The organism is Sphingomonas sp. (genome assembly GCF_030145815.1).
GTDB lineage: Bacteria > Pseudomonadota > Alphaproteobacteria > Sphingomonadales > Sphingomonadaceae > Sphingomonas.
Genome location: NZ_JAIXHL010000002.1, coordinates 215,710 through 242,623, shown reverse-complemented (window position 1 = coordinate 242,623; position 26,914 = coordinate 215,710). Strand labels below are relative to the sequence as shown.

The 26,914-nt window shown below is 62.9% G+C and carries 22 protein-coding genes; 9 read left to right on the top strand and 13 right to left on the bottom strand.

Annotated features, from left to right (window positions below; translation table 11 throughout):
* Positions 1 to 348: 348 nt before the first annotated feature.
* The gene (locus KYX69_RS02810; RefSeq protein WP_300493434.1) at positions 349 to 1,758 is read right to left on the bottom strand and encodes a hypothetical protein; all 1,410 of its coding nucleotides are present in this window, start codon (positions 1,756 to 1,758) and stop codon (positions 349 to 351) included.
* Positions 1,755 to 3,203 carry an SMEK domain-containing protein gene (locus tag KYX69_RS02805; RefSeq protein ID WP_300493431.1) on the bottom strand — a complete coding sequence of 483 codons (1,449 nt, stop codon included), beginning with the start codon at positions 3,201 to 3,203 and terminating at the stop codon, positions 1,755 to 1,757. The genes KYX69_RS02810 and KYX69_RS02805 overlap by 4 nt, the downstream gene beginning before the upstream one ends.
* Positions 3,204 to 3,774: 571 nt before the next feature.
* Between KYX69_RS02805 and KYX69_RS02800 the strand changes: the two genes are divergently transcribed.
* Positions 3,775 to 5,445 (top strand): DNA cytosine methyltransferase, encoded by a 1,671-nt coding sequence (locus tag KYX69_RS02800; RefSeq protein WP_300493429.1) that lies wholly within the window; start codon positions 3,775 to 3,777, stop codon positions 5,443 to 5,445.
* Between the two features lie 32 nt (positions 5,446 to 5,477).
* A complete protein-coding gene (locus KYX69_RS02795) occupies positions 5,478 to 5,897 on the top strand; it encodes a very short patch repair endonuclease (protein ID WP_300493428.1) in 420 nt (139 codons plus the stop codon).
* Between the two features lie 2 nt (positions 5,898 to 5,899).
* On the opposite strand, the gene KYX69_RS02790 is transcribed toward KYX69_RS02795, so the two are convergent.
* The 8 genes from KYX69_RS02790 to KYX69_RS02755 all read right to left on the bottom strand — a co-directional run bounded on the left by KYX69_RS02790 (position 5,900) and on the right by KYX69_RS02755 (position 14,813).
* Entirely contained in the window at positions 5,900 to 6,811 is a 912-nt protein-coding gene (locus KYX69_RS02790) for a DUF3883 domain-containing protein (RefSeq protein ID WP_300493425.1), read from the bottom strand.
* Between the two features lie 31 nt (positions 6,812 to 6,842).
* Complete coding sequence (locus KYX69_RS02785) at positions 6,843 to 8,807, bottom strand: DEAD/DEAH box helicase (RefSeq protein ID WP_300493422.1); 1,965 nt, start codon at positions 8,805 to 8,807, stop codon at positions 6,843 to 6,845.
* Positions 8,808 to 8,811: 4 nt separating this feature from the next.
* Positions 8,812 to 10,041 carry a hypothetical protein gene (locus tag KYX69_RS02780; RefSeq protein ID WP_300493418.1) on the bottom strand — a complete coding sequence of 410 codons (1,230 nt, stop codon included), beginning with the start codon at positions 10,039 to 10,041 and terminating at the stop codon, positions 8,812 to 8,814.
* A 330-nt stretch (positions 10,042 to 10,371) separates the two neighbouring features.
* The gene (locus tag KYX69_RS02775) at positions 10,372 to 12,057 is read right to left on the bottom strand and encodes a hypothetical protein (RefSeq protein WP_300493415.1); all 1,686 of its coding nucleotides are present in this window, start codon (positions 12,055 to 12,057) and stop codon (positions 10,372 to 10,374) included.
* 109 nt (positions 12,058 to 12,166) lie between these two features.
* A complete protein-coding gene (locus KYX69_RS02770; protein ID WP_300493413.1) occupies positions 12,167 to 12,658 on the bottom strand; it encodes a hypothetical protein in 492 nt (163 codons plus the stop codon).
* A 91-nt stretch (positions 12,659 to 12,749) separates the two neighbouring features.
* A complete protein-coding gene (locus tag KYX69_RS02765) occupies positions 12,750 to 13,388 on the bottom strand; it encodes a hypothetical protein (RefSeq protein WP_300493411.1) in 639 nt (212 codons plus the stop codon).
* On the bottom strand, positions 13,385 to 14,257 hold the full coding sequence (locus tag KYX69_RS02760; protein ID WP_300493409.1) for a hypothetical protein: 873 nt from the start codon (positions 14,255 to 14,257) through the stop codon (positions 13,385 to 13,387). Before KYX69_RS02760 ends, KYX69_RS02765 begins: the two co-directional genes overlap by 4 nt.
* Before the next feature lie 19 nt (positions 14,258 to 14,276).
* A complete protein-coding gene (locus KYX69_RS02755) occupies positions 14,277 to 14,813 on the bottom strand; it encodes a hypothetical protein (protein WP_300493408.1) in 537 nt (178 codons plus the stop codon).
* 375 nt (positions 14,814 to 15,188) lie between these two features.
* Here KYX69_RS02755 and KYX69_RS02750 point away from each other — a divergent pair, with 375 nt between their 5' ends.
* The 3 genes from KYX69_RS02750 to KYX69_RS02740 all read left to right on the top strand — a co-directional run bounded on the left by KYX69_RS02750 (position 15,189) and on the right by KYX69_RS02740 (position 19,032).
* Positions 15,189 to 17,159: a relaxase/mobilization nuclease domain-containing protein gene (locus KYX69_RS02750; protein WP_300493406.1), complete on the top strand. Its 1,971-nt coding sequence runs from the start codon at positions 15,189 to 15,191 to the stop codon at positions 17,157 to 17,159.
* A 234-nt stretch (positions 17,160 to 17,393) separates the two neighbouring features.
* Complete coding sequence (locus KYX69_RS02745; RefSeq protein WP_300493403.1) at positions 17,394 to 18,059, top strand: MobA/MobL family protein; 666 nt, start codon at positions 17,394 to 17,396, stop codon at positions 18,057 to 18,059.
* A gap of 76 nt (positions 18,060 to 18,135) precedes the next feature.
* Complete coding sequence (locus KYX69_RS02740; protein WP_300493402.1) at positions 18,136 to 19,032, top strand: 3'-5' exonuclease; 897 nt, start codon at positions 18,136 to 18,138, stop codon at positions 19,030 to 19,032.
* Between the two features lie 51 nt (positions 19,033 to 19,083).
* On the opposite strand, the gene KYX69_RS02735 is transcribed toward KYX69_RS02740, so the two are convergent.
* The 3 genes from KYX69_RS02735 to KYX69_RS02725 form a co-directional block, all read right to left on the bottom strand.
* Positions 19,084 to 19,413, bottom strand: a complete 330-nt coding sequence (locus tag KYX69_RS02735) for a hypothetical protein (RefSeq protein WP_300493400.1) — start codon at positions 19,411 to 19,413, stop codon at positions 19,084 to 19,086.
* Positions 19,414 to 19,553: 140 nt separating this feature from the next.
* The gene (locus tag KYX69_RS02730; protein WP_300493398.1) at positions 19,554 to 21,011 is read right to left on the bottom strand and encodes an aldehyde dehydrogenase family protein; all 1,458 of its coding nucleotides are present in this window, start codon (positions 21,009 to 21,011) and stop codon (positions 19,554 to 19,556) included.
* A gap of 114 nt (positions 21,012 to 21,125) precedes the next feature.
* The gene (locus tag KYX69_RS02725) at positions 21,126 to 22,574 is read right to left on the bottom strand and encodes an MFS transporter (protein ID WP_300493394.1); all 1,449 of its coding nucleotides are present in this window, start codon (positions 22,572 to 22,574) and stop codon (positions 21,126 to 21,128) included.
* Between the two features lie 230 nt (positions 22,575 to 22,804).
* Here KYX69_RS02725 and KYX69_RS02720 point away from each other — a divergent pair, with 230 nt between their 5' ends.
* From KYX69_RS02720 to KYX69_RS02705, 4 genes are read left to right on the top strand one after another with little or no spacing between them, the layout of a single operon-like run.
* Complete coding sequence (locus KYX69_RS02720; protein WP_300493392.1) at positions 22,805 to 24,163, top strand: aromatic ring-hydroxylating dioxygenase subunit alpha; 1,359 nt, start codon at positions 22,805 to 22,807, stop codon at positions 24,161 to 24,163.
* Positions 24,156 to 24,710 (top strand): aromatic-ring-hydroxylating dioxygenase subunit beta, encoded by a 555-nt coding sequence (locus KYX69_RS02715; RefSeq protein WP_300493389.1) that lies wholly within the window; start codon positions 24,156 to 24,158, stop codon positions 24,708 to 24,710. Before KYX69_RS02720 ends, KYX69_RS02715 begins: the two co-directional genes overlap by 8 nt.
* 8 nt (positions 24,711 to 24,718) lie before the next feature.
* Positions 24,719 to 25,708, top strand: a complete 990-nt coding sequence (locus KYX69_RS02710; RefSeq protein ID WP_300493386.1) for an ABC transporter substrate-binding protein — start codon at positions 24,719 to 24,721, stop codon at positions 25,706 to 25,708.
* Positions 25,705 to 26,910, top strand: coding sequence for a Gfo/Idh/MocA family oxidoreductase (locus KYX69_RS02705; protein WP_300493384.1), 1,206 nt, complete (start codon positions 25,705 to 25,707; stop codon positions 26,908 to 26,910). Before KYX69_RS02710 ends, KYX69_RS02705 begins: the two co-directional genes overlap by 4 nt.
* Positions 26,911 to 26,914 lie beyond the last annotated feature (4 nt).

Sequence of the window (26,914 nt, the reverse complement as noted above, 5' to 3'; positions counted from 1 at the left end):
GAATTGAACGGCTCCAACTGGGATTTGTTGGCTTGCGGGCCTTGGGCGGTTAGCGAAAATCTGCCTCGCGACTGCCCCCTAATCCGTCAGACTCAATGAAGGATAGAGCACGACCATTCTAAGCGTTGGGTCGCAAATTCCAATCCGGTTGGGTGCGCTATAAAGTGTTCGTCGCAATATGCGTGCACAGATGGCGCACAACGATGCGCCGAGACCGTCGATTTCATCTACGATGCCAACATGTCCAGCAACTGCCAAGCCGCGATTATTGCCGCTCAGTCCCGACACGAATCATCCAATCAGCGTCAGCGCTGCGGTGTCAGATCAGCCGGCTGGCGGTAGCCACGATCACATGTAGAAGCTGTAACTGACCTGTGGCTTCTCGTTCACGCTCACATACTTCATGATGTCGCCGATCTTCTTCGCGCATTCGAGCGTGATAGGCAGTCGCCCGTCCATCTGGGTGTTGTTCCAGTTCATCTTGGTCAGACCAAGAATCTCATCGCACAGGCTCTCGAGCGAAGAGTCCTGCTCGTAGACCGTGATCTTGAGCGGGCTCGGCACGTACTGTCCCGGATAAGTCTTGTAGAAATCAACGGTGCCCCTCGTATACAGGACGCCTTCAGTCTCCGAGATGGTTAGCAGGGTTCCTCGCTTGGGCGGATATTTCTTGTCACTGAAGAGGCGGACGTCGGTGTCCGTGATGGCGACGAAATCCTTCGAGCGGATGCCCTTCTCCTTCAACGCCCGCAAGAAGCCCTTGCGCTCGCCATCGCGGAACCGGCTGGATTTGTGGATGACGATCCGGGCCGGCATGTGCTCCAACGCGCGGTCATACTCGTCCAGCGCGTCGCTGAGCAGTTCGTAGGCCTGATCCTCACTCAGGAAGGGATGCCGGTTCTTCTTGTCGATTGAAACGGGCGTCCCGCGCAGGATGATGCCATGGCCGAACTCGTCGAAGACCTGTGCCAGACTGGACGACACTGTCTCGCCGTCACGGCTCTTGTAAAACCCGATGCCGATGTAGCACGATCTCAGCTTGGAGCCGTCCTCGACCAGCCGCCAGGGGATCGTCCGGTTCCCCTTATAGTAGAGGGCCGTGCAGAAGTTCCAGGCCTTCGTCGCGGGATCCTGCTGCTCTCCGGCGAACTTGGTGATGAGGATGGTCTTCTCCCGGACGAGCTGAAGCGGCGTCCCGAGGTGCATGCACCGGGCCTTCAGCCTCCTCCGGAAGTTGTGCTCGAGCTCGCTATCATCCTTGTCGTCGCCGACTGCGGCGGTGGTCACGGAATCGAACATCTCGTTCGGCATGACGCAGACGATCACGTCGACGGACCTGTTCTCGGCCAGGAAGCGGATCTGCTCGTAATAGAGATTTACGGCCCGCTCTACTCGGTCGGCGCGAGAGGCCAGCTTCACGATCGCCGTGATCTCCGACTTCTTGAGCAGCCGTGCATACTGGGGCGAGTTGATCAGCCTAGTGAGAAAGCCATAGCTCTGGTTCACCCCTCCAAAGCCACGGAAAAGGTTCAGGAGCTGGGATTCCTTCTTGCGCTCGACGCCCTCCCGGCAGCGCTCCAGCCATTCGTCGAAGAGGTCGATGCCCTCACCGCGACCAACGACGCCAATCCGAAGCTCGGTCCGGCGCAGCTCATCGCGCTTGTCATAGACTCCCATGTTCTCGATGCCCGTGCGCGGGCAGATGTGCGTTCCGGTGCCGAACTCGAGAAGCGGCTCTGCAAGGGTGGTCAGTTTCATGCCGCCACCTCATCATCGGTCATGTCGTCATCGAAGGCGGCATCCGCGGCGATGTCCCCGTCGTCCAGGTCCTCCTCGCCATCGCGATCCACGTCGAACTCGAGTAGCGTTCCGAACCTCAGCGACTGTTCATCCGCCTCATCCGCCCCGCTGCTGTTCAACAGGAAGTACGCGACGAAACGCACCGCATTCCGCACGCTCAGGTTGAGCTCGAGCCGCTTCTGCTTGGACAGCAGCTTGTCGTGCCAGTTCGACCGCCTGAAGCCGTCGTAAGAGAAATACCAACTCGGCACGATCTGGGCGAACCAGGTCCCACCAAGGTTCGAGAACGTCAGCTCGAATGAGAAGTGCTGATGGTGCAGGACCTTGTCCGGGTCCTTCTTCTGATACCTGACCACATAGACAGTGCGGGTCGCGTTGGCCTTGCCGACCCAGGCCTCCCTGCGGATGTCCTGGCCATCCTCGAACGGCACGAAGAAGAAGAAGCCGTCCTTCGGATGGGCGCGCACGTTGCGCGCCTTGAGCATCTGACGAGCCTCGGCCGCGAGCAGCTGCTTCAGGACGTTGACGTTGTCCAGCTCGTCGGAGTCTGCCAGATCGGCGACGTCCAGCCGCTCCACGGTGCCCTCGTCCACGATGCTGACGAGGCCGCTGGAGGCGATATCCGTGAACGAGAACAGCTTGTTGTCATGACAGACCCATGCGTCGGTCTGCACGTCGTTCAGGAGCAGGGCCATCTTCACGACCGCCCTGCGACCCTTGGCATACCCCCTGTAGCTCAGCTCAACCTTCGCCCGCTCGACCACTGCCTTATCGTTGATCGTCAATTCGGCGACGTACACGGCATCGGGCAGCCGGATCTCCTGCAGATTGGTTGTGATCGCGGTCGGCGCCTCGACCGTCTCGGAACGGATGCTGATGAAGGCGTCAACCTCGCCGAGGATGTGCCTCAACTCCGCCAGCACTCGCTCCTGCGCGGCCAACCGCAGTCCGGTCACCATGCCCAGGATGTCACCGAGGTCGATGATGTGCTTGGCGCAATTGAAGGAAAAGTCCTCCGTCAGAAGCGCGTTCACGGCGTTTTGGCTGTAAGATGACTGCTTCTTCCCGAGCATCAGCACGTAGAGCTCATCGAACGTGTTGTAGTAGGATCGGGTCATGAACTGGCCGACCGTGAACTTCACCTTCTCCAGGCCGGTCGTGGACGTCACCTGGAAGGCGACGCGGTCGTGGTCGTCGCCGAGGTCGATGCCGGGATAGTTCTTCTGCTTGCGGTTGAGGTTTATAAGGTGCGGCAGGTTGAAGACCGACTTCAGGATGGGGATGAACGCATCCTCCAGCGCCAGGTTTATGTCGGTCCTACCCTGCGCCGTCGCCAGCTCCACCTGAAGGATGATGCGGCTGACCACATCGCGGAGCTGGTTCTCAACCTCAAGCTGCCTCATGCGTCGCCCCTCCCATAGAGCTCCGTCAGCAGTTGGGAACGCACCAAGAACATTGCAAGGGCCTCGCGCTTTGGATCGCGCGCCTGACCATGATTCTCAGTCGCTGCGCCCGGCGCCAAGGAGGAGAAAGCGCACTAAGCTGAACATCCGCACGAAAGCCAGTCAAGCTGCTCGGATCGGTCGATCATCTCCTGCGTCACCTCCGAGTGACGGATGCGCAGGCTGTTGCCGAGCATGGTCAACGCCCTCGCCTCTTGCCCCAGCGCAACTCTCATCTTCGATCCGGGATTCGCAGCACGATTGAGGGAGCGCGTCGGCCTGCACCTTCTTGTCCGAGCCCGGTTCAAGCGTCTTCATGCGCTCGAATGCGTCCCACAGCTTCTCCGTGGCGTCCCGGCGGTCTTCCAGCTTTGGCGACAAAAAATGCGACCGCGCATACCCGACGCGAGGGCGGCGGCTGACACGGCTAGTCGGCTTGCTCCGACTTGAAGCCGCACACGTGGCGACGAAAGATCTTGCAATAGCGCGAGAGGATCTATTGAAGGGTTCCCGTGTATTCGTGGGGGCTATTATGGGACGCAAATCGAAAAGGCCGAGGGCGATCGACCTCTACTCCGGTGTCGGCGGATGGTCATTGGGGTTGCGTTTGGCGAACGTCGAAGTTGTCGCGTCCTACGAGAAATGGGGACCTGCGAACGAGACCAACTTCAAGAACAACTTCCATCAAGCGCAGACGGTTGATATCCGCCGGCTAGCGCTCGCAGACCTCCCTGACGACATAGACATCGTCGTCGGCAGCCCCCCCTGTACCCAGTTCTCCTACAGCAATCGTGGTGGGGGCGGTGACATCGCCGATGGTCTAGAAGACGTGAAGCATTTCCTAACCATCGTCGATCATCTGCAACCGCGTGTCTGGGCAATGGAGAACGTGCCCCGTGTGGCGAAGATCATCGAGGCGGAACTCAAGGAGGGTGGAGCGCTCGAGGAGTTCAATCATCTGGGCTGCGTGACGCATATCATTGACATGGCCAACTATGGCCTGCCTCAACGGCGACGGCGGTGCGTCGCCGGCAACTTCGACATCGGCCTGCTGGAATCCTACCAAGCCAACACCCGGCCACGGCTCCTGGGCGATGTGATCCGCTCGCTGAAGAATGAGATTGTCGTCGATCCCATCTTTGGCATCGCCATACCACGCGAGGACCTGATCGATCATGTCGAGGAGGACGTCCTGAATTTCGAGGAGGCCCGGATCAACCGGTCCCACAAGGTAACGCACACCGTCTACAATGCCATGCCATTCCCCGATCCCTTGGATCGGACCGTTCGGACGATTACCGCCACATGCACGCGCGTGTCACGCGAGAGCATCGTCATCGCGACCGGGTCCGATCGTGAGGAATATCGGCGGCTCACGCTGCGGGAGCGAGCCAGCCTCCAAGGTTTTCCGATTACCTTCCAGTTTTACGGGGCGAACTACGGTCAGAAGCTCCGCATGATCGGGAACGCCGTACCGCCCGCGTTCGCCTACCTGATGGGGCATGTCCTCCAAGACCACCCAGCTGACAAGGTGCAGCCGTTGTCAGACGTCGCCAAGGCGCTGGTGCGGCCGGTGCCCACTCCAGTTGAGACGCCACCGGATCGCGCAGGAGCGCGCTATCCGACCACGCGGACCTTCCGGTTCGCGATACCAAGCCTGCAATTGAAGAGCGGCGTCCGTTTCGAGTTTCGGAACGATCACTGCGGGGCGGATGTCCGATGGGAGGTCGCGTTCTACTTCGGGACGTCGAAGGAGATACTCAGTCTCGTCCTGGACCAATCCATGGCGCGGAGGCTGACATCGGCCATGTCGATCGAACTGACGGAGGCAGTCACCGCGCCGCTCGATGATCTCGCGGACTTCATATCGACGGCCGACATCCACAACCTGCAGGCGGTCTGGAGCCATCATGGGCCCGGCGGGACACGTCCCTTCATGGTGTTGGACAAACTCAGCGAAACGGGCTCGAGCCTGATCGATGCGCTGGCCGATCACGACGCGGAGGCACAGCGCCTGATAGCCTCGATGCTCGAGCATGAGTATCGCGACGGCCTCGCGGATATCCCGGGCGTACCCAAATTACAGCGTAACGCGGCCTTGATCCTGGCCGGGCTGCTCATCGCGTCGCGCGTGAATCCCCTCTTGGCCGCACCGATCCGCAATCAGCCCAAAAGGAGGTTGTCGGAGACTTCAGCACGGTGAACATCCCATAGCTCCACCCTATATCGCCGGTAATGGCGGATCGGCTGACACCTGAACAACGTAGCGCGCACATGGCGCGCATCCGCAGGGCGAACACCAAACCAGAACTGGTCGTTCGTCGGCTCCTTCACAGCCTGGGCTACCGCTTCCGCGTCCAATTCGGCGAGGTCCCTGGTCGACCTGACATCGCATTCCCAGCTCGTCGACGCTGCGTGCAAATCCATGGTTGCTTCTGGCATGCCCACGGCTGCAGCCTCTCCCGGACACCTTCCACCCGCACCGAGTTCTGGAAGGCGAAGTTCGCGCGCAATCGTGAGCGGGATGACCGGCTCGAGCGTGACGCGTCCGCACTTGGCTGGGAGACGCTGACGATCTGGGAGTGCGAGACCCGCGACATAGCCGACCTGACGAGGCGATTGACTGACTTCCTGGGGTCTCCTCGATTGAGCTGAATTTATTCCGAGATGGCGACGTGCTCGAACGAGGTGGCCTCAACGCGCCAACCGCTGTCGGGCAAGGCGAACATCTCTGGCGTGGGTCCAGTTATCATGTGGGGAGAATATCCCGCCTGCTCGCACCGCTCGCGATCCACGAGGTAAAGCGCATAGTCCTCACCAAATTCCACAGCGGTCGCGATCTCGTTGCGCGACCAATGGAACACCTTCCGTTCGCCATACGACTTAACCTCGATGAACCGATCGTGCCGAATCGAATGGACCGAAGCGAATGACACGATATCATATCCCGCCGAGACGTCGTCCTCCGAGACCCGGCGGATCTGGTCTCGCAATGGATGATCGGACAACCGCTCGCGTTCATACTGGACGACCCATACCTCGGCGGCCGCGCCAGCCTCGGCCTGCTGAGCTAGATCGGCAGCGAGGCGCTCGGCCGACTTCGCCCGGCGCGGCGTCTCCTTGTTCGCATCTCGAGCGCCCCTCAGGAAGGCGTTGTTGTGATTGTCGGACACCTTCCAGAAACGCGTCTGAACCGCCGCGCGCTGGGCGATCGCGAATTCGGTTAGCCACATCGCCAAGCCGTCCCGGATCGGCGGCAGTGTCATGGCGTCGATCGTCAGGTCGCCGGTCGCCGGATCACGACCTACGCATGACCAGGCTTCGGCCTTTGTCAGCAGCGCGGTGAACTCGGCGGCGACCCGCTCCGCGATCCAATCCGGCACGTCCGGGCGCTCTCCAGGAGCCAGCCGGACCAAGGATTTGGCGTCGGTCTCGAACAAGCCATACGCGATCAGCTTTGCGACCGTGTTCCGGGCCCTCGACCAAGATATGCTGTTGATCGCGGCAAGGTCCCTCAACAGGTGGTCTATCGACGTCCCGTCAGACCTTCTCGCCAGCAGCTCGACCATCGAGATGGTCGAGCCAGCGGGGAGCAGGCCGTCACTGGGCCTTGCGGCGCTCATATGCCTCGAAGATAGCGCGCAGATCGCTGAGGTCGCTGTCATCGGCCGCCGTCAACAGCGGGATGTCATCCTTGTCTACGAGGTCCGCAAGTCGACGTTCCTTCACCGTGAGCCGAGTGTCGATATCCTGATCGACGGTTCCGGGCGTGACCAGATGATGATAAGTGACCGCTTCGCCGCCGGCTGGATTGTATCGGTGGATGCGGTCCTTTGACTGAATGAAGCGGCCCGCGTTGAAGTCCCGGTCAAAATAGATGGCTGTCCTGCATGCCTTGTGCAGCGAGATCGATTCACCGACCGCTTGAGGGTTCGCGATCAAGATCGCCCGGTCGGTGGTGGAGTGAAACCGGTCGATGATTTCCTCTCGCGTGCCAAGCTCAACGGCCGCGTCATCCTCGCGACTGGCCACGGGGGTCGCGCCGGTGAGGACCTCGATGAAAGGCGCAAGGTCACCGAGCCCACGCCGCAATAGGTCGAGGTTCCCGAGGAAATAGGACCAGATCAGGATCTTCCCCTGATCGGCCAGCACGCTGATGGTCAATGTCCGACACACCCCGAGGCGGGCGAGGTCCGTCCTGGCGGAGAAGTTCCTGATCAGGTCGGCCACCTCGAGTTCGGCGATGTTGAGATCGCCGCTTCCGCCCGTGTCGAAAATACCATCCTCGGTCTCGAGTGGGCGCAGGAGGAGCTCCGGATTCACGGCCGCTTGGCGAAGGCGTATCAGCCGCGCCCGAACCCTGATCGTCGCCGAGGGATCGTCCATCTGCTGTTTCAGGTGCGGTACGATGCGGTTCTCGAGGCTCCGGTAGATGCGTTCGTGGTCCGCCGACATCGGCACGGCGACGCGCCTTTCCTCGGCGTCGGGCAGCGACAGGTCGCTCTTGCGGATGCGCGTGTAGAACGGCTCGATCTTGGATTTGAGCTCTGGGATGGCGGCGGGCATCAAGCCGTCCGTCATGGCCCGCAGGGAGGCCGTCGGGAACCCCGTGATGTTTCGTGTCGGGTAGATGAAGCGGAACAGGTTCGCGAGGTCCTCGTAACCGTTGGGCGCCGGCGTCCCCGTGAGCACCACGCGTGCACGGGCTAGTGGGGCGAGCCGCAACGCCGCGGCGGCCTGCAGCCCATCCGCGCTCTTGATGTAATGCGCCTCGTCCAGAACCACCATCGCGCGGGGGGCGACCCGCATGAGGAAGGTCCGGAACTCATCCTCCATGTTCGCCAGTGTCTGATAGGTGGTGAGCGTAAGTTCTGTTGAACGCGAGTTGACGCTGATCCCACGAAGGTGATCGGTCCGATCCAATGTCGGCACACCACCGGAAAGACGGCGCGACACGGGCTGGTGATTGAAGATCGAGGCGAACTCGTCCTCCCACGCCTTGAACGAGGAGAGCGGCCCGACAATCAGGAGGCGATCGACCGACTTCGGGTCCTCTGACGGCAAACTTCGAAGGTAGGCATAGGCTGCGTAGACCACCGAGGTCTTGCCCGCGCCCGGCACCGAGAAATTGCACGCATTTTGCGAGAAGGCGAGATGGAACGCCGAGAGGAGCTGCTTGCGATAGAAGGTGCGACCCGGGCAGGCCTCCTCGACGACAGCGACGAAATCACGGAAGGCTTCGGTGTCTATCTGCGCATCCCAGATCGCACGAGCCTGCCGCGAGAATTCTACGAACTGCTGCTCCTCCGACTCGACGCGGTCCAACGCGTCCGAGACATGCCCGCCGGTCTCGATCTCGACGGCGAGTTTCGCCAGCAATCGAGAAAGCGTCTGATAGCGGTTGGTGAGTTCCTCGGGAGCGGTCGGAATCCGCAGCGACCCATCATCATCGAGCGCTCCGCCGACCTGGCGGGTGAATGCCGCCAATAGCGGATGTCGGACGACCGTTCCCGCGCCGCGCAGGATAAGCAGCTCGTCAGCCGGATCATACTCGATCGTGGCCATCTACCTATTTCGAGACCCGACGGTCGAAACGCTTCTTGATGTTGAAGGCGATGCGGCCGATCTCGACCGCAAGCGCCTCATTCTCCGCCGCGGAGAGAAGGCCTTCGCTATCCAGGTCGATCTTGTCGAGTTGGTCCTTAGCGCGCTTCAGGTATTCGCCGGGTTTCAGGACCTCGGTCGCCAGGTTGAGCTTGTAGCTCGACTGGCCGAAGTTCCGCTTCATCGGTGCATTGACCTTCGCACTCCAAGATTTGTCCCGCGCACGGGCCGCATCTATCTTGGTCGCGAAGGCATCCGGATCTGCCGCGATGTAGGCCTCTAGCGTCCCCATCTCCATCGTGATCGGGTCGATCTCCGCGGAATGGCTATCGCGGAACTGCTCCCAGATATCCTTGCTCGCGAAGAAATTGCGGTCCTTCCCTTGATGCGAGATTTCGCGGTACACTTTCTTCGCGTCGGCGAAGTCACCGAGCCGGATGTAGTCGAACTGGATCAGCCGAAGCTGCAACGGGTCAATGTCCGGATCGAACGCCCATGGGATCTTCGCCTTGCCGACCTCGATGCGCTTCAGATCCGCATGAAGGTCGACGAACATGCCTTCCTTCGTGCCATCGCTGTCCTTGAGCATCAAATAGAGCTTCGGACAGCCGATGTGCTCGAGATAGTCGTCCATGAGCTGCATGATCTCGAGCAACTTCTTGGTGTTGCCGCGGGACTCGCCCATCAGTGTGTCGATCTCCTCGGCAGAGATGTTGAGATCGTCATGAAGTCGACGTGCGTGAAGGTATTTCTGTAGCGGGCCGTATTCGACCTTCGCGTCCTCGCCGAGCTGATACTGCGTCTCCAGACGAACGATCTCGGCCTGGTTGTCAGCGTAGGCGTGGGGAAGGATGATGGCGTCAAAGTACTGCTTGCTCTTGGATTCTCCTTCGAGCTTCCGGAGCAGCATGGCACGCCGATTGCCATCGATGATCACGCCATCGAGGCTGACGATTCCCGGCTTCTGTTGGCCCTTGCTAGTCAGGTCAGTAAGGGTGGCCTTATTCCTCCCCTTGTTGGAATCCCAGAGGAACGTGCCGATCTTCTCATGCAGTTCGTCATCATAGGTGCCGATCGGCGCAGCGTTCTCCTGCTCCCACGTCAGCATCTCGGCCTCGATGCGACCGTTGTGTCGATTATAGATCAGATGATCGAGGTCGATCCGATAGACATCGAAGCTCTGGGTCTCACCCATATAATAGAGCTTCTGTTTGCCCTGACTTTCGCCTGATGCCTTTATGTCAGTCAGCTTGTTCCTACGAACATCTGTAGAGAGAACCATCACACCCCCTGTTCCCCGCGGTCTTTTAGCCCGGTGGGGCTTGAGCGGGATGCTAGCCTGTGGAGTACGGGTAGACCAGCGCCTCATTCCATCGCAGATCAGAGCTGCCAATGGTGATCGTCAGGTTTAGGGCCGTCATAGGTTAGCTTGAATAACCGCTATTGGGGTGCGAAGTGGTCCCTATGAACGACCGGCGAATTGACACTAATGGCGATCGAAGGGTTCCCCCGTCGACCTCCATCATCAGGTGACTCGCGTAATTTTCGCGGCTGCGCCGCTTTTCTTGCCATGCCCGTAGCCTGGCCGGCGGACGGTGTTGCCCAACCGCCGTATTATGCTCGGCTTTCGCTCGAGCTGCTGAATGGCATAGGCGATCTGGGGGTTGGCGCTGATCGGGCCGATGGCACATGCTAGGTCGCAGACGATGCGCGCGGTTTCATCAGACCAAGTTAGGCGTGTGAACAACGGCCCGAACGCTCGGCGCAGGATGCCGAGCGACTGACGCATCATCGTGCGGAACCTGGCATGCGGACTGCGGTAGAGCCTGCCACTGCGGCGAACCTCGACGAACATGCGCCAGAATCCGGCATCGCGCGTCGGCATCGACCACATCGTAGGATCGAACCGGGCGCCGGAGCCGCCACGCATGCGTGGCGGGAGATAGCGCTTCGCCATCTTCAGCCCGAGCTTGCGATTGCCGTCAAGCGCGACGTCTGCGCCGGCAAACTTCCGCGACCCTTCAATGTAGTTCTCTGCGGCAGCGACCAGCTCGGCATGCAGGGCGGGATCCGCGCTTGCCCGTATCGCCGAGGCCAGGGCAACGAGTTGGGGCCGGGCAGATGTCGATGCGGTAGTCCCCTGCCTGTTGGATGGCAGGTTGGGCACGCGTCTGGTCGGATAGACGTCGCGCACGCCGTCGAGCACGATCAGGGGCAGCACCGCATTGGTCTGCCCATACCAGCGCAACAGGGTATGATCGCGCAGCATCGGGCGCTTCCGCTCGACCGGCGGTTTGCTGCCATCCGCAGATGGCGGCAACGGCGGCAGTACAAACACCTTTGCCATGATCTCGCGCACCTGGGGATGATCGCCGAACGCGCTGGCGGGACCCGGCAGCACGCCGCGCGCCGCCGCCCACAACGGATAGCCCGCCGGCAGACTGGCGATCTGGTGGTCGGTGCGATCCATCACAAAATCCCGCAACGCGCCCGACGAGAGGCAGGCATATTCGAGCCAGCGGTAGATCTCGCGCAGCTCGTTGGGTTTGAACCATGATGACAGCGGCAGGCTCGACTGCAACGCCTCCAGAAATTTCGGCCGGTCGATGATCGCGCGCGCGCGGGCGAGATGCCGCATGATAAGATGCGCACGTTCGAATTCGGCGAGGATCATGAACCCGTGGATCAGCCCATGCCTAAACGGGCTGCCCTCGACGATCGAGCGCAGCGGTTTCCACAGCTTGCAGGCAAGATCGAACTCGTTGCTGAGCAGGAGCACCCAGGCTTCGGGGCATTGCACGCGCATGGTCTCGGTCGCCTCGAAGAGCCAGGCCGGCGTAAACCGGAACACGTCGATGAGCGCCTCGTCGCAATCCGGGCCGAGCCCGGTGATCCTCTCGACATAGGCCATGTAATCCAGGAGCGTCAGCGGCAGCCGGTACGGCTGACCGGCGGACGCCTCCCCGAGGTTGGCCTGCACCGTTGGCGAGAAGCACAGTTTGACGTAGCGCCCGCCGGTCGGCACCGGCCAACCGCCCATTCCGGGCTCGCCATCATAGTCGAGGCCCGAGACAAGATAACGATCGATCCGCCTGCTCAGCGTCGGTGTAACCGTCCGGGGCGCGACGATATCGGCCCGGCCGTTTAACCGGTCGACAAACCTGTGGCGAAGCGCGAGCGCATCGAGCTCGGTGAGGATGATACTGGACATCGACCATCTTGTAAGAGCGACCATCGGAATCGTGAAACCGGCGGCCGATTTTTTCGGTGACGCATGATCGCGGCGGGTTGCGGCGGCGGCCGGCTATACCTTTGGTTGATCAGTCCAACTCCCGCGATCGGCCGTGGGGCCGGCTCGAGATCAGCCGGTTCATCGCCGCGCCGTACTCGGCGTCGTCGGCGTCTTCGAGGATCACTTCCTCCACGCCGGTGGCGTTGAAGAGCCTGGCCTCGAGCTCGACCAGCGGGAGATCCGCCGGCACGCTGCCGCCGAGCTTCTCGGCCGCGACGGTGCGCGACATAACGCCGATACTGTGCTCGGGCGTCTCGCGCTCGGGTCGTAACCTGGCGACGGTGCTCAGCATCAGGTCCTTGAGCAACTCAGCCGTTTCGTCATCGATGATGATGAGATACTCGAAACACGCCCGGTCCTCGGGCGCCACGAACAGGCGCATGAGATCGTGCAGCGGCTGCATGTCCATGTGGATGGTCGCGTGCAGCGGTATGCCGACCTGTTGTTCGAGCATGACCATGATATCGCCTGCGTTGAACGCCTGCACGTTGAAATCGTCGGGAAGCGGTTTGCGGGTCATTGTCTTTCCATTCGATAGTTGAGAGTTGGGCAGGCGCCCCGCATCGCGGACCCGCCATGGGCCACAGCGAGGCGCCGACGCGGTTCACGGGTCAGTGGCGGAGCATCACGACGAGCAGGACGAGCAGGAACCCGGCGCCCATCATCGTCATGGCCTTGCGGGCCGAACGCGCGATGGTCGTGAGGATCAGCAGCCGGATCGTGTCGTCGTAGAACGGCACACGCCGGTCGAGTGCCTCCAGCGCATGCTTCTGGAACAGCTGCGACAGCGCCGTGCCGCTGCCATCATCGGCAAGGCGCTTGTAGGCGCGATAGGTGCCGACGGCTTCCTTGTTGGTCTTGGCGAGTTCGTCCTTGGTGATCCGGACCTCGCCGATCGCCGAACGCATCTCGCCGGTATAGAAGGCCATCCGCTCCAGGTTCTGCTCCATCATCTCGGCGAACAGCGCGTGTTTCTGGGTCAGCAGTGTATCGAGGCGGGTCTCAGCCTGCCGCGTGGCAGCGAGCAAAGCGTCGGTTCCGGCCTCGGCCGTCTCTATCGCGACCAGTGTCCGATCGAACACGAACGCGAAGGTCTTGAGCATTGCGACCAGGAAGAACACGGCGCTGTCGCGCTCGAGTCCTTGGTCGCGGGAATATTCGAGCACCGCCATATGCTCGGGTTCGGTAAGCAACTGGCGGAGCAGCTCATCGGCGGTCTTGCGGCGACCGGTGCCGTTGCCGCCGCTCACGCAATGTTCCAAGCGAAGTCCGCATCGAGCCCGAGCATGTCGCGCGCGTCATCGAGCTGCGCCGCCCAAGTCTCCAGCCAGCGACGGACTGAGATGCGTTCGGCGGAGTCGAGAAGCGGCGGGTGGATAGCTTCCGCGAACGGCACCTTGAGCGCTTCGGCGCGCGCTAGCACGCCGGGGTTGAGCGCGGGCATGTCGAGCACCACGCCGCCGGCCTCCTCCAGCATCGCCCGGGAGCGGCCGCTGACCATACGCCCGAATTTGTCGCGGAACTCGGGCGCATCCCACAGGACGTAGTCGCCGGGCTTGCAGCCCAGCATGCTGCGCACGACGATGTAGCGCGCGGCATCGCCGAACAGCGCGATCGCCTCGGGCACGGCCGCGATCGAGGCGAGGTGCGGCGTGATCGGGATCATGACCACGAGATCGCGGCCGCATTCGTCGTTGTGCCGGACCCAGTCCTTGGCAGCGAGATTCTCGGTCAGCGCCTTGAACGTGTTGATCGAAGCCGCCGGCCCGTCGAGGATCAGGAACCGGTCCTCGATCTCGGTCAGCGAGAACAGTGCCCCGCGCTGGCCGGGATCGAACAGGTCGATCGCGGGTACGCCGCGGTCGAGCGACTGCTCCTGTTTGATGTGGCCGTCCTCGTCGCGCTCGCCCATCTTGCCGATGGTGGTGCCGGTCGAGCCGTCGAGATCGACCAGCACGGTGGTGAAGGCGCCGCCGGCGCTCATCCGCAGCACGGTTGCGGTCGCCATGGCGAGGTGACTGCCGCCGACCCCGCCCTTGTTCTTGATCGACAGGATGGTTTTGAGCCGCCGCCGGGCGGCGCGATTGAGGGGAATGTTCTGTTCGGTGACGTAGTTCATGATGCATTCCTTGGATTGGTCACGCCCGGTCGGGCGGAAGTTTGGTGGGATCGACCCGGAAGGTGCGGGCCGGAGACGGAGTCAGGCCCGGCTCTGGCGGCGCGCGCGCCATGGCGGCTTCTTCTGTTGTCGGTATCGCCGCAGTGCGCGGCAGCGCGCCGCTGGGCATGACCGTGGCGGGCGCTCCTATCGCATCGGCTGTGGACGCCACTTCGACGGTCGTCGGCAGCGGCACCGTAGTGACAATGGCGGCCGGCGGCCGCGTCCTGTTCTTCTGTTCTTCGACCGGCAGCGGGGCCATCAGGCCTTCGTCGCGCAGGCGCTTGCGATACGAGCGCAGGGTGTCGGCGCTGATCGGATATCCGGCGTTGGTGAGCACAGCCGCGATCATCGGATCGGTCCAGCCCAGCCTGGCGCGGGTCTCGATATAGGTGGCAAGTCCGCGCACCGCGTCCATCAGCGATGGCTGCGCGGTGGGGGGCGAGGTCTTGTCCTCGCGCTCGAGCCGGTCGATGTCGGCGGCGAGTTTCGCGCCGTCCAATGCCTTACGGGGCATGATAGGTTACTCCGTGTTTCAACGGAGACACCTTCGCGATTCGATCTCTCTTAAACTTGGGACATTCTGAAATTTTGTCGCGCTATGTTACGCGGTGCGCGGGCCATCCCACGCTGCGCACAACGCCGCTGCGCAATGTCATGCCGCGTGACGCTCCGACATGAGACGACGTGTCATGCTGTGCCACGTCCTGCTCGAGCTTGCCTCGAGAAGGGGTAATTTTTGACACAGGATGGGGGTGCGCTGACGCGAACCCCGGTCGAACGGTCGCTCCGCCCGCGTGCCGCGGGTGTCGCAACCGAGTGCCTACGGCGAGAGCAGAGAATTGGACGGGTCCAACTTGGCTTTGCGCCCCGCATCGCCGATATCATCGGGATGATTATCAAGCTGATCCCGTCAAAGAGCAGCGCGAAGGGCGTCGAGCGCTATGCTCGTTATCTCGCCAGCTACATGGTGGACGGTGACCGCTGCTGGCTGAAGCCCGATGCGATTGGCATGGACTATGGCCTGACACTGTCGACCTACATGACCCGTGCGACGAAGGCGACCGAACCCCCGCCTGAGCGGGTACTATCTCGCGGGGCCGTAGTCGGCGGCAATGCGCTCGACTGGGAAAGCGGGTCGGAAGAAGCCGAGCGACGTCTGAAGGCGCGCAGTCGCAAGGTCAAAAAGCCGGTGCGTCACGCCGTAATGTCGTGCCGTGTCGGTGAACAGCTGTCCGAGATCGAGTGCGCCGACGCGGTGGCGACGGTGGGGGAGGAACTGGGTTGCGAGAATGCGGTGATCCTGTGGGCGGCGCATATCGATACCGACAATTTTCATCTGCACATGATGTTCGTGACCATCGATCCCGACACCGGCGCGGCGCTGCCGTTCGGGCAAGGACCGGATGGGCGTTCAGGCTCAAGGGAGGCGATGCAACGCGCGATCGCCCGGATCGAGCATGTGCGACGGCTGCAACCCGAAGCAGGCGCCCGCTATGAGGTCGTGGACGATGAGGTGGTGCGCAAGCCACAACCTGCGAACGTGGTCCGGAAGCGGACGCCCCTTCGCCAAGACGCGCTCGAATGGGAGGCGCTCTCGGGGTTCGCGTCGTTCACCAGAGTTGCGCAGGACATCGCCGGGCCAATCCTCGACGACGCTTCGGCTTGGCAGCAATTGCACGCGGCGCTGGCTTCGCACGGGATGGGCATTCGACCATCTGTGAATGGTGGCGAACTCTATGCCTGGGACGAGCATGTGAAGCTCAGCAATATCGATCGCCGACACAGCTGGCGTAAGCTCGACGACCGGCTCGGGAAATATGAGCCGCCGGTCGGTGTCGAGCCCGGGCCCTATGTCCCGCGCGTTCTTGACCCGGCGAAGGCCGAGACCTGGTTGGGACGCACGCGCCGGATGCGCGATGTCTCTCGGCAGATCGATGGACGCGTGGGAGCGTTGCTTGCCGCCAGAGATGCATCGCTCGGTAATATGGAGGCGGCACTGTCCGCCCATCGCTTGGACTTGGCCGTGTTCGACGGGGACCTCCGGTTGAAGCGTGATCTGTCGGCGGCCTGGCCGACATTGCGCGAGTCCGCGACATCAGCGATCAAGGCTGCATTCAATGCGCGCATCGACGCGGTGCGTGGATTGCGACTTGCCGCTGCCGATTCTGACGACCTCTATGCAGTCGACCTCGAAGCGATCGGAGCGGTTGACGTGGGGATCACGGCGCCCTGGTGCGCTGACCACGGGCCGTCTGCCGGGACGACTCTCGCAGGGTTCGACAGCGAACGGCGCGGCGACATGGTTTGCTATTGGTCACTCGACGATCACACGCGTCGCGGCCAGCCCGCCTTGGTCGATGCAGGCTCAATCATCTGGGTCAACGATCGTTCGGATCGCGCGGTCGAGGCAGCGCTGACGCTGGCCCGCGACCGGTTCGGCGCGGTCGCCGTGTTTGGGGACGCCGCCTATCTCGCGCAATGCCAGCGCGCCGCCGAACGGCTCGGTCTCGAGCTCGAAACGATCACCCTCGTTGAGGCCAGACGCCGTGCTCGCAAGACGCGGAAAGAGCTTGCCCAGACTCGCCAACGCGCGCTTGATGCTCGCATTGGCAACCAGGGTGACACTGCACGGCGTCGGAGATGGGCTCGTGCCTATCGGCGTGCTACCCCTGCAGACGATGACCTGATGCCGCTGAGCAACGCCGCGCCGCTGGCCGACGTCCGGCATCATTCGGTTATTTCGACACATGTCTCCGGACCTGACATCCGCGCCCGAACAGACGCACCCGCTGTCACGACGCCGAACACCGAACGGCGGCCGACCATTGTCCGGCATCGTGAAGGTAGTGGGATAGAGTGATCGCAGGCCCGTAGTGACCCACGGCTTGCAACGTCCGGATCACTTTCAGCCCACGTCGGAAAAGCGCGGGCGGCGCCGCGCAACCTGAGCAAGGTCAGACAGATGAAGTGAAGGATGAGCCAGAAGGCAGAGGGGAAAATGCAGTGATGCATGAGAACCGAGCCTGACGGCTCCGCGCGTTGCGGCTGCGGCGCGCGAACCGCCGCAACGCGGCATTCGTCAAGGAAAACTCCGATGTCTGATACCGTCACCAAGCTCCGCGTTCGCGGGGCGGAAGAGGGCGCGCGCTCGCGTCTCCGCCCGCCATTCAATGCAAGGCCCGTCTGTGCCGCCGGGCGCGAAAGCCGCTCGACCGAAGGACCGTATTCCACGCATTACACGGCGACGGCATCCTGGTTGTATATCAACCGCATCAGCGGCAGCGACAGATTTGGCAAGGTGCCGGATAGCTATGTCGATCGCGGCGATCTGCTGGCGGCAGGCCGCTGCCACCCGCTGAAGCTGCCGCCGCACCTCAGAAACGGCGATGCGTTGTGGCGAGATGCCGATGAGGCGGCCGCGCGGGAGGGTCCGCAGGCGGTCGCCGCGACGCACATCGTGGCCGATCTTCCATCCGCCGACGATCCCGCGCGCTGGACCTGGCTGGTCGAGAACTACGTCTACAAGCACCTGACCGACAAAGGGATGATCGTCGATTGGGCGATCCATTTCCGGCGGGATGCGGGCGGTGCGCCGGTCGGAACCCCGCACGTCCATCTGCTGGCAACCGCGCGGTTCTGGCGTGACAATGGGCGGCGCGGAGCTCGGCATTGGCAATGGTTTGCCAATGCGGACCAGACGCGGGCCGCCGAGGATGCCTGGCTCCAACTGATCGGACTGCGTCCCGCTACCCGCACCTGACGCTCGATCCATCCAACCGTTCTTACGCCCGTCGCCTGTCCAGGCGGCGGGCGTTCGCATTTTCGAGGAACTGCTTATGCCCTTCTATCACCTCAACCCAAATCGCCGCGGCGAGCGGCTTGCCCGTCGGCTTGAACAGATCGGCGATTACCGCGTGCTCCGTCGCCTGCCCAAGCCCGACGAAATCTGGTGCCGCTCGATGCCGGTGCCGGACAGCGTGATCAAATGCGCAATCCTGGATTGCGAAACCACAGGGCTCGACCCCGAGCGCGACAAGATGATCGAACTCGCGATCGGCACCTTGTCGATCGATCTTGAGGGCGGGGACGTCGTCGATGTGACGCCGCCGCAGTCTTGGCTGGAAGATCCGGCCGAGGATCTGTCGGTCGAGATCGAGCGGCTGACCCACATCACTTCGGACATGCTTATCGGCAAATGGTTTGCCGAGACCGAGATCATGCAGGCGCTTCGCGGTGTCGATGTGGTCGTGGCGCATCATGCGAAATTCGACCACGCTTTCGTCACCCAGCGCTTTCCCGCATTCGCGCGCTTGCCATGGGCATGCTCAATGAGGGACATCGACTGGCCGGAGCTTGGCTGGAGCGGCGGTCGCAGCGTTGCGAGCCTTCTGACACAAGCTGGATTCTACCTGCCAGACGCTCACCGGGCCGCTGCCGATGTGTGGGCAACAACCTGCTTGCTCGCCTCTCACACGGGGGATGGGCGTTCGATAGCGGCGCATATGATTGGCAACGCACGACGCATCACGCATCGCCTTTATGCCACTCGGGCGCTTTTCGAGCATAAGGACGTGCTCAAGGGGGCGGGATATTCCTGGTCCCCTGAACGCCGCGCATGGTCGATCGAGGCAGACCCCGAGCGCGTAGCGAATGAGGCGGTCTGGCTTCGAAAGTTGTCAAAAGCGATTCAGCCGGTGATTGAAGAAGTGACTTGGAGAAACCGTCACCAGTGATTTTTGCGGGTCTGTGAGTGAAGGCGCAAAGCGCTCCCTTGACCGGTATGCTTAAAAACGCCCAGGCGGGAGGTGTTGCCGGGGACGCGCTGTCGCGACGGTCTCAAGCAGCTCGCCGATATTCCACGGTGCCGTCTGCCGATCCGGGCCGCCCAGCTTGTCGAGCATGCGTAGCGCAGCCGCAGGGAAGCGTCCGCTGTGATTCTTGCCGTCGGCACCGTCCTTGGTCATCCGGAAGGCGAAGGTGTCGAGATCGGCAACGGGCCGCAGATAATCCTCGACGATCTCCAGTGCTTCCTCGAAGCGGTCACCGGCCGCTTCGACCAGCGACGCGAAGGCACGGGATCTGCCGATCCATATGTTCGGAGGGCCGAGCGCCAAGGGGCATCCGTCGGCGCGACGGGCGTGTCGGTTCATGTGCTCAACGCGCGGCGCCGAGTCTGCCGAGCGTGATCAAGGCTTGGGAGGCCATCGCGGTCAGCCGCTCAGTACCCCGCCGACTTCGTGCTCCAGGTTGCGGCTTATTTTCGCATGGCCAGATTATAGGCTTTTTGCTCGGTGTAGCTCAGCATCTCCTCGATCCCTTCCTCGCGTCCGGTTCCGCTGTTCTTCATCCCGCCATAGGGCATGGCCGGGTAATGCGGTCCGACGCTGTTGATCCACACATATCCCGAGCGCACCCTGCGCGCGGCGGCAAAAGCGTCGTCGATATTGTTAGCATAGATCGACGCGGTCAGGCCGAGGTCGGTCGCGTTGGCGATCGCGATCGCCTGGTCGAGCGTCGACCATTTCATCACCGATAGAACCGGGCCGAAGACCTCCTGCCGGGCGATCCGCATCGATTGCTCGACATCGCCGAACAGCGTCGGCTGGATCCAGAAACCTTTGCGGAATTGCTCTCCATCAGGCCGGCCGCCGCCGGCTAGCAGTCGGGCACCATCCTCGCGCGCGGCGGCAATATGGCGCAGAACCTTGTCATGTTGGTTTTTTGAATTGATCGCGCCCATCTGGCTGGCCGGATCCATCGGGTCGCCCACCCGTATCGCGCGGATGCGTTCGACGAGCCCGGCAACGACTTCGTCGTGGATCGATTCGTGGAGCAGCAGCCTGCTGGTCGATCCGCACGACTGGCCCTGCCACGAGAAGTTCATGCCGGCGATCGCCGCGTCGATCACGGTTGCCGGATCCACGTCGGGAAAGGCGATCAGCGGGTTCTTTCCGCCAAGCTCCAGCGTGACGTGCTTGACCGCGCTCTCCGCCGCCATGCGCTGAATGGCCATGCCGGTCTCGACCGATCCGATGAACGCGATGCGCTTGACACCGGGATGGCGCACCAGCGGCGCGCCTGCGCCAGCACCAGTGCCGGTGACGATGTTGAACACGCCCGGCGGCAATGCCTCGCGCGCGATCTCAGACAGGATCAGCGCGGAGAGCGAGCTCGTCTCGGGCGGCTTCACCACTACCGAATTGCCGGCCATCAGCGCCGCCGCGGTGCGCGCAGTGGAGAACATCACCGGATGGTTGAAGGGGACAATGCGAGCCACCACGCCATAGGGCTCGCGCACCGTGAAGTGGAGATTGCCCGGCGTCGCGGGAATCGTTTCGCCCTTCAGCTCATAAGCCAGGCCGGCATAATAGTTGATTCCTTCCACGCCGGTGCGCACGTCGCCGCGCATCGGTGCGATCGTGTTGCCGGTGTCGCGGACCTCGACCTCGAGCAGTTCGTCGGCACGCTCCAGGATCTTACGCCCGAACGCGCGAAGCGCCTCGGCACGCGCGGCGACGCCGATACCGTTCCACGCCGCCCACGCACGATCCGCCGCCTCCACCGCACGGGCCACATCGCGTGCGTTGCCGGCAGGAATGCGCCCGATCACTTCTTCGGTCGCGGGGTCGATCGAATCGATCCAGTCGCCGCTTTCGCTCGCCACCAGATCGCCACCGATCAACATGTGCGACGCCGTCGTCACCGGGTTCATTAGGTCTCTCCAGCTTTCTGGTTATGCAGTTGTTCAAATTTAATGGACGTGTCCATTTCTAGGGCGCTGGACGATCGCGTCAACCTTTCGGATGGCGCGGCCCGAAATTTGCCGTCAGCCGCCGCGTTTTGCGTTGCGGCGCAAGATCGGGACCGCGCCGCTCGATAGCCCGATTGCCACTGCGAGGGCAGCCATGCCGGCGGCTGTCGCGAAGGTGGCCCTGAGTCCGTGCGCCGCGGCGAGTCCGCCCGGAGCTCCATCGTGCGCGGTGGCGGAAAAGATCGAGGCCATCACCGACGCGCCGGTGACCAATCCGATATTGCGCGACAGGTTCATCAGTCCGGCGAAGGTGCCGCGCGTTGCAGAAGAGGATTTCGCCATCACCGCGGCGTTGTTGGAGATCTGAAACACGCCATAGCCGCCCATCACCACGATCAGCGAGCCGATGAAGCGCGGCAGGCCGACGATCCCCTCGCCAAACGCCAGCGCCGTCGTTCCCACTCCCATGATCACCAGCCCGGACATGCTCATCGCGGAGATACCCAGCCGGTCCACCAGTCGACCGATCGGTACGCCAGCGATGACCGAGATGACCGGCCCGACCGAAAGCGCCAGCCCCGCCTGGGCGGGTGTCATGTGCAGACCCTCGACCAGATAGAAGGGGCCGACGACCAGCGTCGCCATGATCACGGTCGAGCCGATCACGCTCATCGCCAGATTGCCGCATAGGGAAGGATCGCGGAACATCTCCGGCCGCAGCAACGGATTGGCAGCGCGCCGCTCGACCAGCACGAACACCGCCGCGCCCGCAACCGCAAGCGCCAGCGCGACCAGATTGCCGGCGGCGAAGCGGCCGCTTTCGGGCGTGGCTGCGTAGCAATAGGCACACAGCGCCCCGACGAGCAGGAAGGTGCCGGTCCAGTCCGGCCGCCACGGCCCCGCCGTGGCATGGCGGGTTCGCGGCACCGTTCGGTGGACCATCCAGGCAATCGCGATGCAGATCGGCACGTTGACGAAAAACAACGCGCGCCAGCCGAAGCCCGCGATCAGGAACCCGCCCAGCGAGGGACCCGCCGCTGTCCCCAAGCCCGACATCGCGGCCAGCAAGCCCAGCGCACTGCCAAGTCGTTCAGGGCGCACGATGTCGCAAATCAGCGCGAACGCCAGCACCAGCATGATCGCGCCGCCCACGCCTTGCAGCGCCCGCGCCGCGATCAGGAACCAGAAGCTCCACGCCGCGCCCGCGCCGATCGAGCCCAGGCCGAACAGTGCCAGACCGGCGAGCAGCAGCCGCTGGCGGCCCAGGCTGTCTGCGAGTCCGCCGGCATTGACGATCAGGCTGATGACCGCGAGGAAATAGGCAAGCACGATCCACTGCGCCTGGGAAAAACCGATCGCAAACGCGCGCGACAGCGTTGGCAGGCCGACGTTCGACACGCTGCCGCCCAGCGACGACAGGAAGATTGTGGCGGCCAGGCTGGCGACCGCGCAGCGCGAAGATTTCGCCAGCCCATCGCGGGTGCCGATGCAGTCACCGTTGTTCAAATCCGTTCCTCGTCCCATGCGGCCGTCCTCCTCTTTCGCGCCCCCGATTTCATGTCCGCGAGCGCCGCAGATGCCCCGGAAACGGTTCGAAAGCGGGGGAATGGCCCCGCATATCCGCCTTGACATCGGCCAATTTAATGGACATGTCCATTTAAGAGTGAGGCGGCTCGGTTGTCGGCTGAGGTCGGATCTGTGACGTGTTCGTTTATGACAAGCCGGCCCGCGGGTCGCCGATAGAGAGGACTAGTATGGCCGAGGAAGCCTTTGCCGTTCCCGCTTCGATCGAAGGCATGGTGGACGATCTGCGCCAAGGGCTGTTGCCGGCGGCGATCTTCCACGATCGCGAAATCTACGAACTCGAGTTGCGGCGCATCTTCGCGAAATGCTGGGTGTATGTCGGGCATGAAACCGAGATCCCGAACCGGGGGGATTTCGTCACCCGCAACATCGGCGAGGATCCCTTCATCCTGATCCGCGACGAACAGGGCGAGTTGCGCGTATTGCTCAATGCGTGCCGCCACCGTGGTGCGCAGGTGTGCCGGGTGCAGGCGGGCAATACCAAGGGTTTCGTCTGTCCGTTCCATGGCTGGGCGTATCGCAACAGCGGCGAGTTGATTGGCGTCCCGGTTCGCAGCCAGGGATATGCGTCGCTGGCCCTCAAGGAATGGGGCCTGTTCGCAGCGCCGCACGTCACCAATTACATGGGATTGATCTTCGCCAATCTCGACCCGGATGCCGCGCCGTTCGAAGAGTATCTCGGCGATTACAAATGGTATTTCGACATCCAGTTCGCACTGTCCGACGGCGGGATGGAAGTGCTGGGAGAGCCGCATCGCTGGCTGGTCGACGCGAACTGGAAGCAGGGCGCGGAGAATTTCTGCGGCGACAGCTCGCATACTCAGATGACCCACCGATCGGTGCTGGAAGCCGGCATCATCGACAGCGTCGCTGCCGGGGCGCCCAAGGAGGGAACCGGCCTCCATGTCCATGATTGCAGCGGCCATGCGATCAGCATCCGTCAGCTCCCCGGCGAGGCACCGTTCATCTCCTACCCGGAAGAGGTGACCCGTCATTTCCATACCGGCGTGCTTAGCCAGGACCAGTTCGATCTGGCCAAGCGATCGCTGCTGCACAACGGCACCTTGTTCCCCAATTTCTCCTTCCTCCATATCGGCCTGAGCGACAGCCCGCAAAAGCCGCAGGCAGGGTTTCTCACACTGCGCGTATGGCAGCCCAAGGGGCCGGGCCAGATGGAAATCTGGAACTGGGTGCTGGCACCGAGAGAGGCCTCTCCCGAGTATAAGCGCCGTGCCTATCAGGTGGGAATGAGCAGTTTTAGCCCCTCGGGCAGCTTCGAGCAGGACGATGTCGCGGTGTGGCCGGGCGTCACCCGCACCGCCGGCACTGTGTTCGCCGAGCTCAACAAGGTGCGTTTCAACTATCAGATGGGAATGGGGGACATGAGCACCAGCAAACCGCTGACGGACTGGGTCGGACCAGGCGTCGCCAACTCGACCAATGCGGGCGAGGGCGGCCTGAGGACGTTCCATAAGACCTGGTACGAACGCATGACCAACACCAAGGTCGAGACCGGCGATCATGACTGAAGCGGCGACCGCCCATATCGCGGCTGGGTCTGCCGGCCAGCGGGTCGACTTTGCCTTGCAGCAGGCTTGCGAGGAATTCCTCAACAGGGAAGCCGAGTATCTCGATGACCGCCGCTTCGCCGAATGGTTCGAGCTGCTCGACCCGGCGATCGACTATTCGGCGCCGGTCCGGACCGGCCGCGAGAACTGGGACGGCACCGGCATCAGCGACACCGCCTTCTATTTGAAAGAGGATCATGCCTCGATCGAAATGCGCGTGAAGCGACTTCGCTCGCGCTATGCCTGGTCGGAAAGCCCGGCGACGCGTACGCGGCGCATGGTCTCCAACATTCGCGTGACGCCGCATGGCAGCGACCCGGCGCGGGTAGCGGCGCGCAGCAACCTGGTCGTGTTCTGCCATCGTGGTGACGCGGCGCATCCGCAGATTCTCACGGCCGAACGGTTCGACGAAATCCGGATCTGCGGTAACGCGACGCGGCTCATCAGACGCACCGCTATCCTCGATGCCACGGTGCTCGGCCTCGAATCGCTCTCGATCTTTCTCTGAGGCGGCGCGTGGCAAAACTCTCGCTGAGCTACGCGGGTCACCTCTCTGACCGAGTCCGCGCTCTCTATCACGGCACGGTCGTACCGGAGGGGATTGACCTGCACTTCATCCCGATGTCGCCTGTGCAGGCATTCAACCGGGTGCTGCGCGGCGAATTCGCCTGCGGCGAGATGTCGTTCTCGACCTATGTTCTGCGTGTCGCACAGGGCGACGCCCCGTTCGTCGCAATCCCGGTCTTTCCTTCGCGCACGTTCCGCCACGGCGCGATCTATGTGAACGCGGCCGCCGGCATCGCCGCGCCCGCCGATCTGAAGGGACGGCGCGTGGGCGTGCCCGAATATTCGATGACCGCAGCCGTCTGGGCGCGGGGCGTGCTGATGCACGAATATGGGGTCCAACCGGGCGACATTCATTGGATCACCGGCGGACTCCAAACAGCGGGCCGCCGCCCGCTCACCGAAGTGCGAATCGACGGTGTCACGATCGAGCATGAGGAGCAGCGGGCGCTGAATGATATGCTCGCGGACGGCGCCATCGACGCGCTGATCGCACCGCAGGCGCCACCGGCGCTGCTCGCCGGGGATCCGCGGATCCGCTATCTCTTTGCCGACGTGCCCGGCGTCGAGCGCGCCTATTTCGCCAAGACCCGCGTCTTCCCGATCATGCACACCGTCGTGATCCGCCGCGACGTGTGGGAACGCGATCCCTGGGTCGCGGTGAGCCTCCAGCAGGCGTTCGAACAGAGCAAGGCGAACAGCCTCGCCGAGCTGTCGATCGACGAGCCGCTGCCCATCTCGTTGCCGTGGATCGGGCAATATGTTCGCTCGATCCGCGATATCTTCGGCGACGATTTCTGGCCCTATGGCATCGAGCCCAACCGTCCCACGATCGAGGCGCTGTGCGCCTTCCTCCACGAGCAGGGGCTGGCGCCACGCCGTGTGGAGATCGACGAACTCTTCGCACCCAACGTCCAGGCAAGTGCCGGAATTCGCCTGTGAGCGATCGGGCGATGCCGACGATGCGGCTGGGAATCATCGGCCTGGGCGGCGCCGCCAAACAAATGATGCCGAGCTTTCTCAGCCATCCGCATGTCGCGATCACCGCCGCCGCCGACCCGCGGGAGGAGGCGCGCCACGCCTTCGCCGTCGAGTTCGGTGCGCGTACGCATGTCACGGCCGAGGCGCTGTGCGCCGATCCGGAGGTGGACGCGGTCTATGTCGCCACGCCCCATCAGATGCACCGCGATCATGCCGCGTTGGCGGCGCGTGCGGGAAAGCACATCATCATCGAGAAGCCGATGGCGCTTACGCTGGAAGAATGCGGCGACATCATCGCGGTTGCGGAAGCGAACGGCGTCCACTTGCTCGTCGGCCATACGCATGCCTTCGACGCGCCAATCCTCAAGATGCGCGCTTTGATCCGCGAAGGCGTGATCGGGCCGGTTTCGATGATCAATTCGTGGAACTACGGCAATTTCCTCTACCGTCCCCGTCGGCCTGAGGAATTGCGCACCGACGCGGGCGGCGGCATCATCTACAACCAGGTTCCGCATCAGGTAGACGTGGCGCGCCTGCTCGGGGGCGGCATGGTCCGCAGCGTACGTTCGATGGCGTGGACGCTCGATCCCGCCCGACCGACCGAAGGTGCACACGTCACCTTCCTTCAATTCGAGAACGGCAGCGCCGCATCGCTCGTGTACAGCGGCTACGACTATTTCGACACCGACGAGTTCCATTATTGGATTGGCGAGCTTGGCGAGTCCAAGCAGCCTGACCGGCACGCGGCATCGCGCATGGCGCTGGAGGTTATCGCGGGCACCGGCTCCGAAGTCGCGGCCAAGGCGGCGGGCGGCTTCGGCGGCGACCGGCGCCTCGCCGTCCCCCCCCAGGACGAATGGAACCACCCCCATTTCGGCATAATGATCGTTAGCGGCCCTGACGGCGATCTACGGCAGTCGGCACGTGGTATCACACATTATGGCAGGCGGGGCGCGGTCGAGCATCCGCTCGACCCGCCGCGCGTCTTTCCGGACAAGAGCGGCGTCATCGACGAGATGTACGACGCCTTCGCCGGGCTGCGCCCAATCCTGCACGACGGCGCCTGGGGGCGAGCGACAATGGAAGTAAGCGAGGCGATTCTGCGGTCCGCGCGCGAAGGGCGCGAGGTCGGCATGTCGCACCAAGTACCGGTTAGGGATTGAGGAG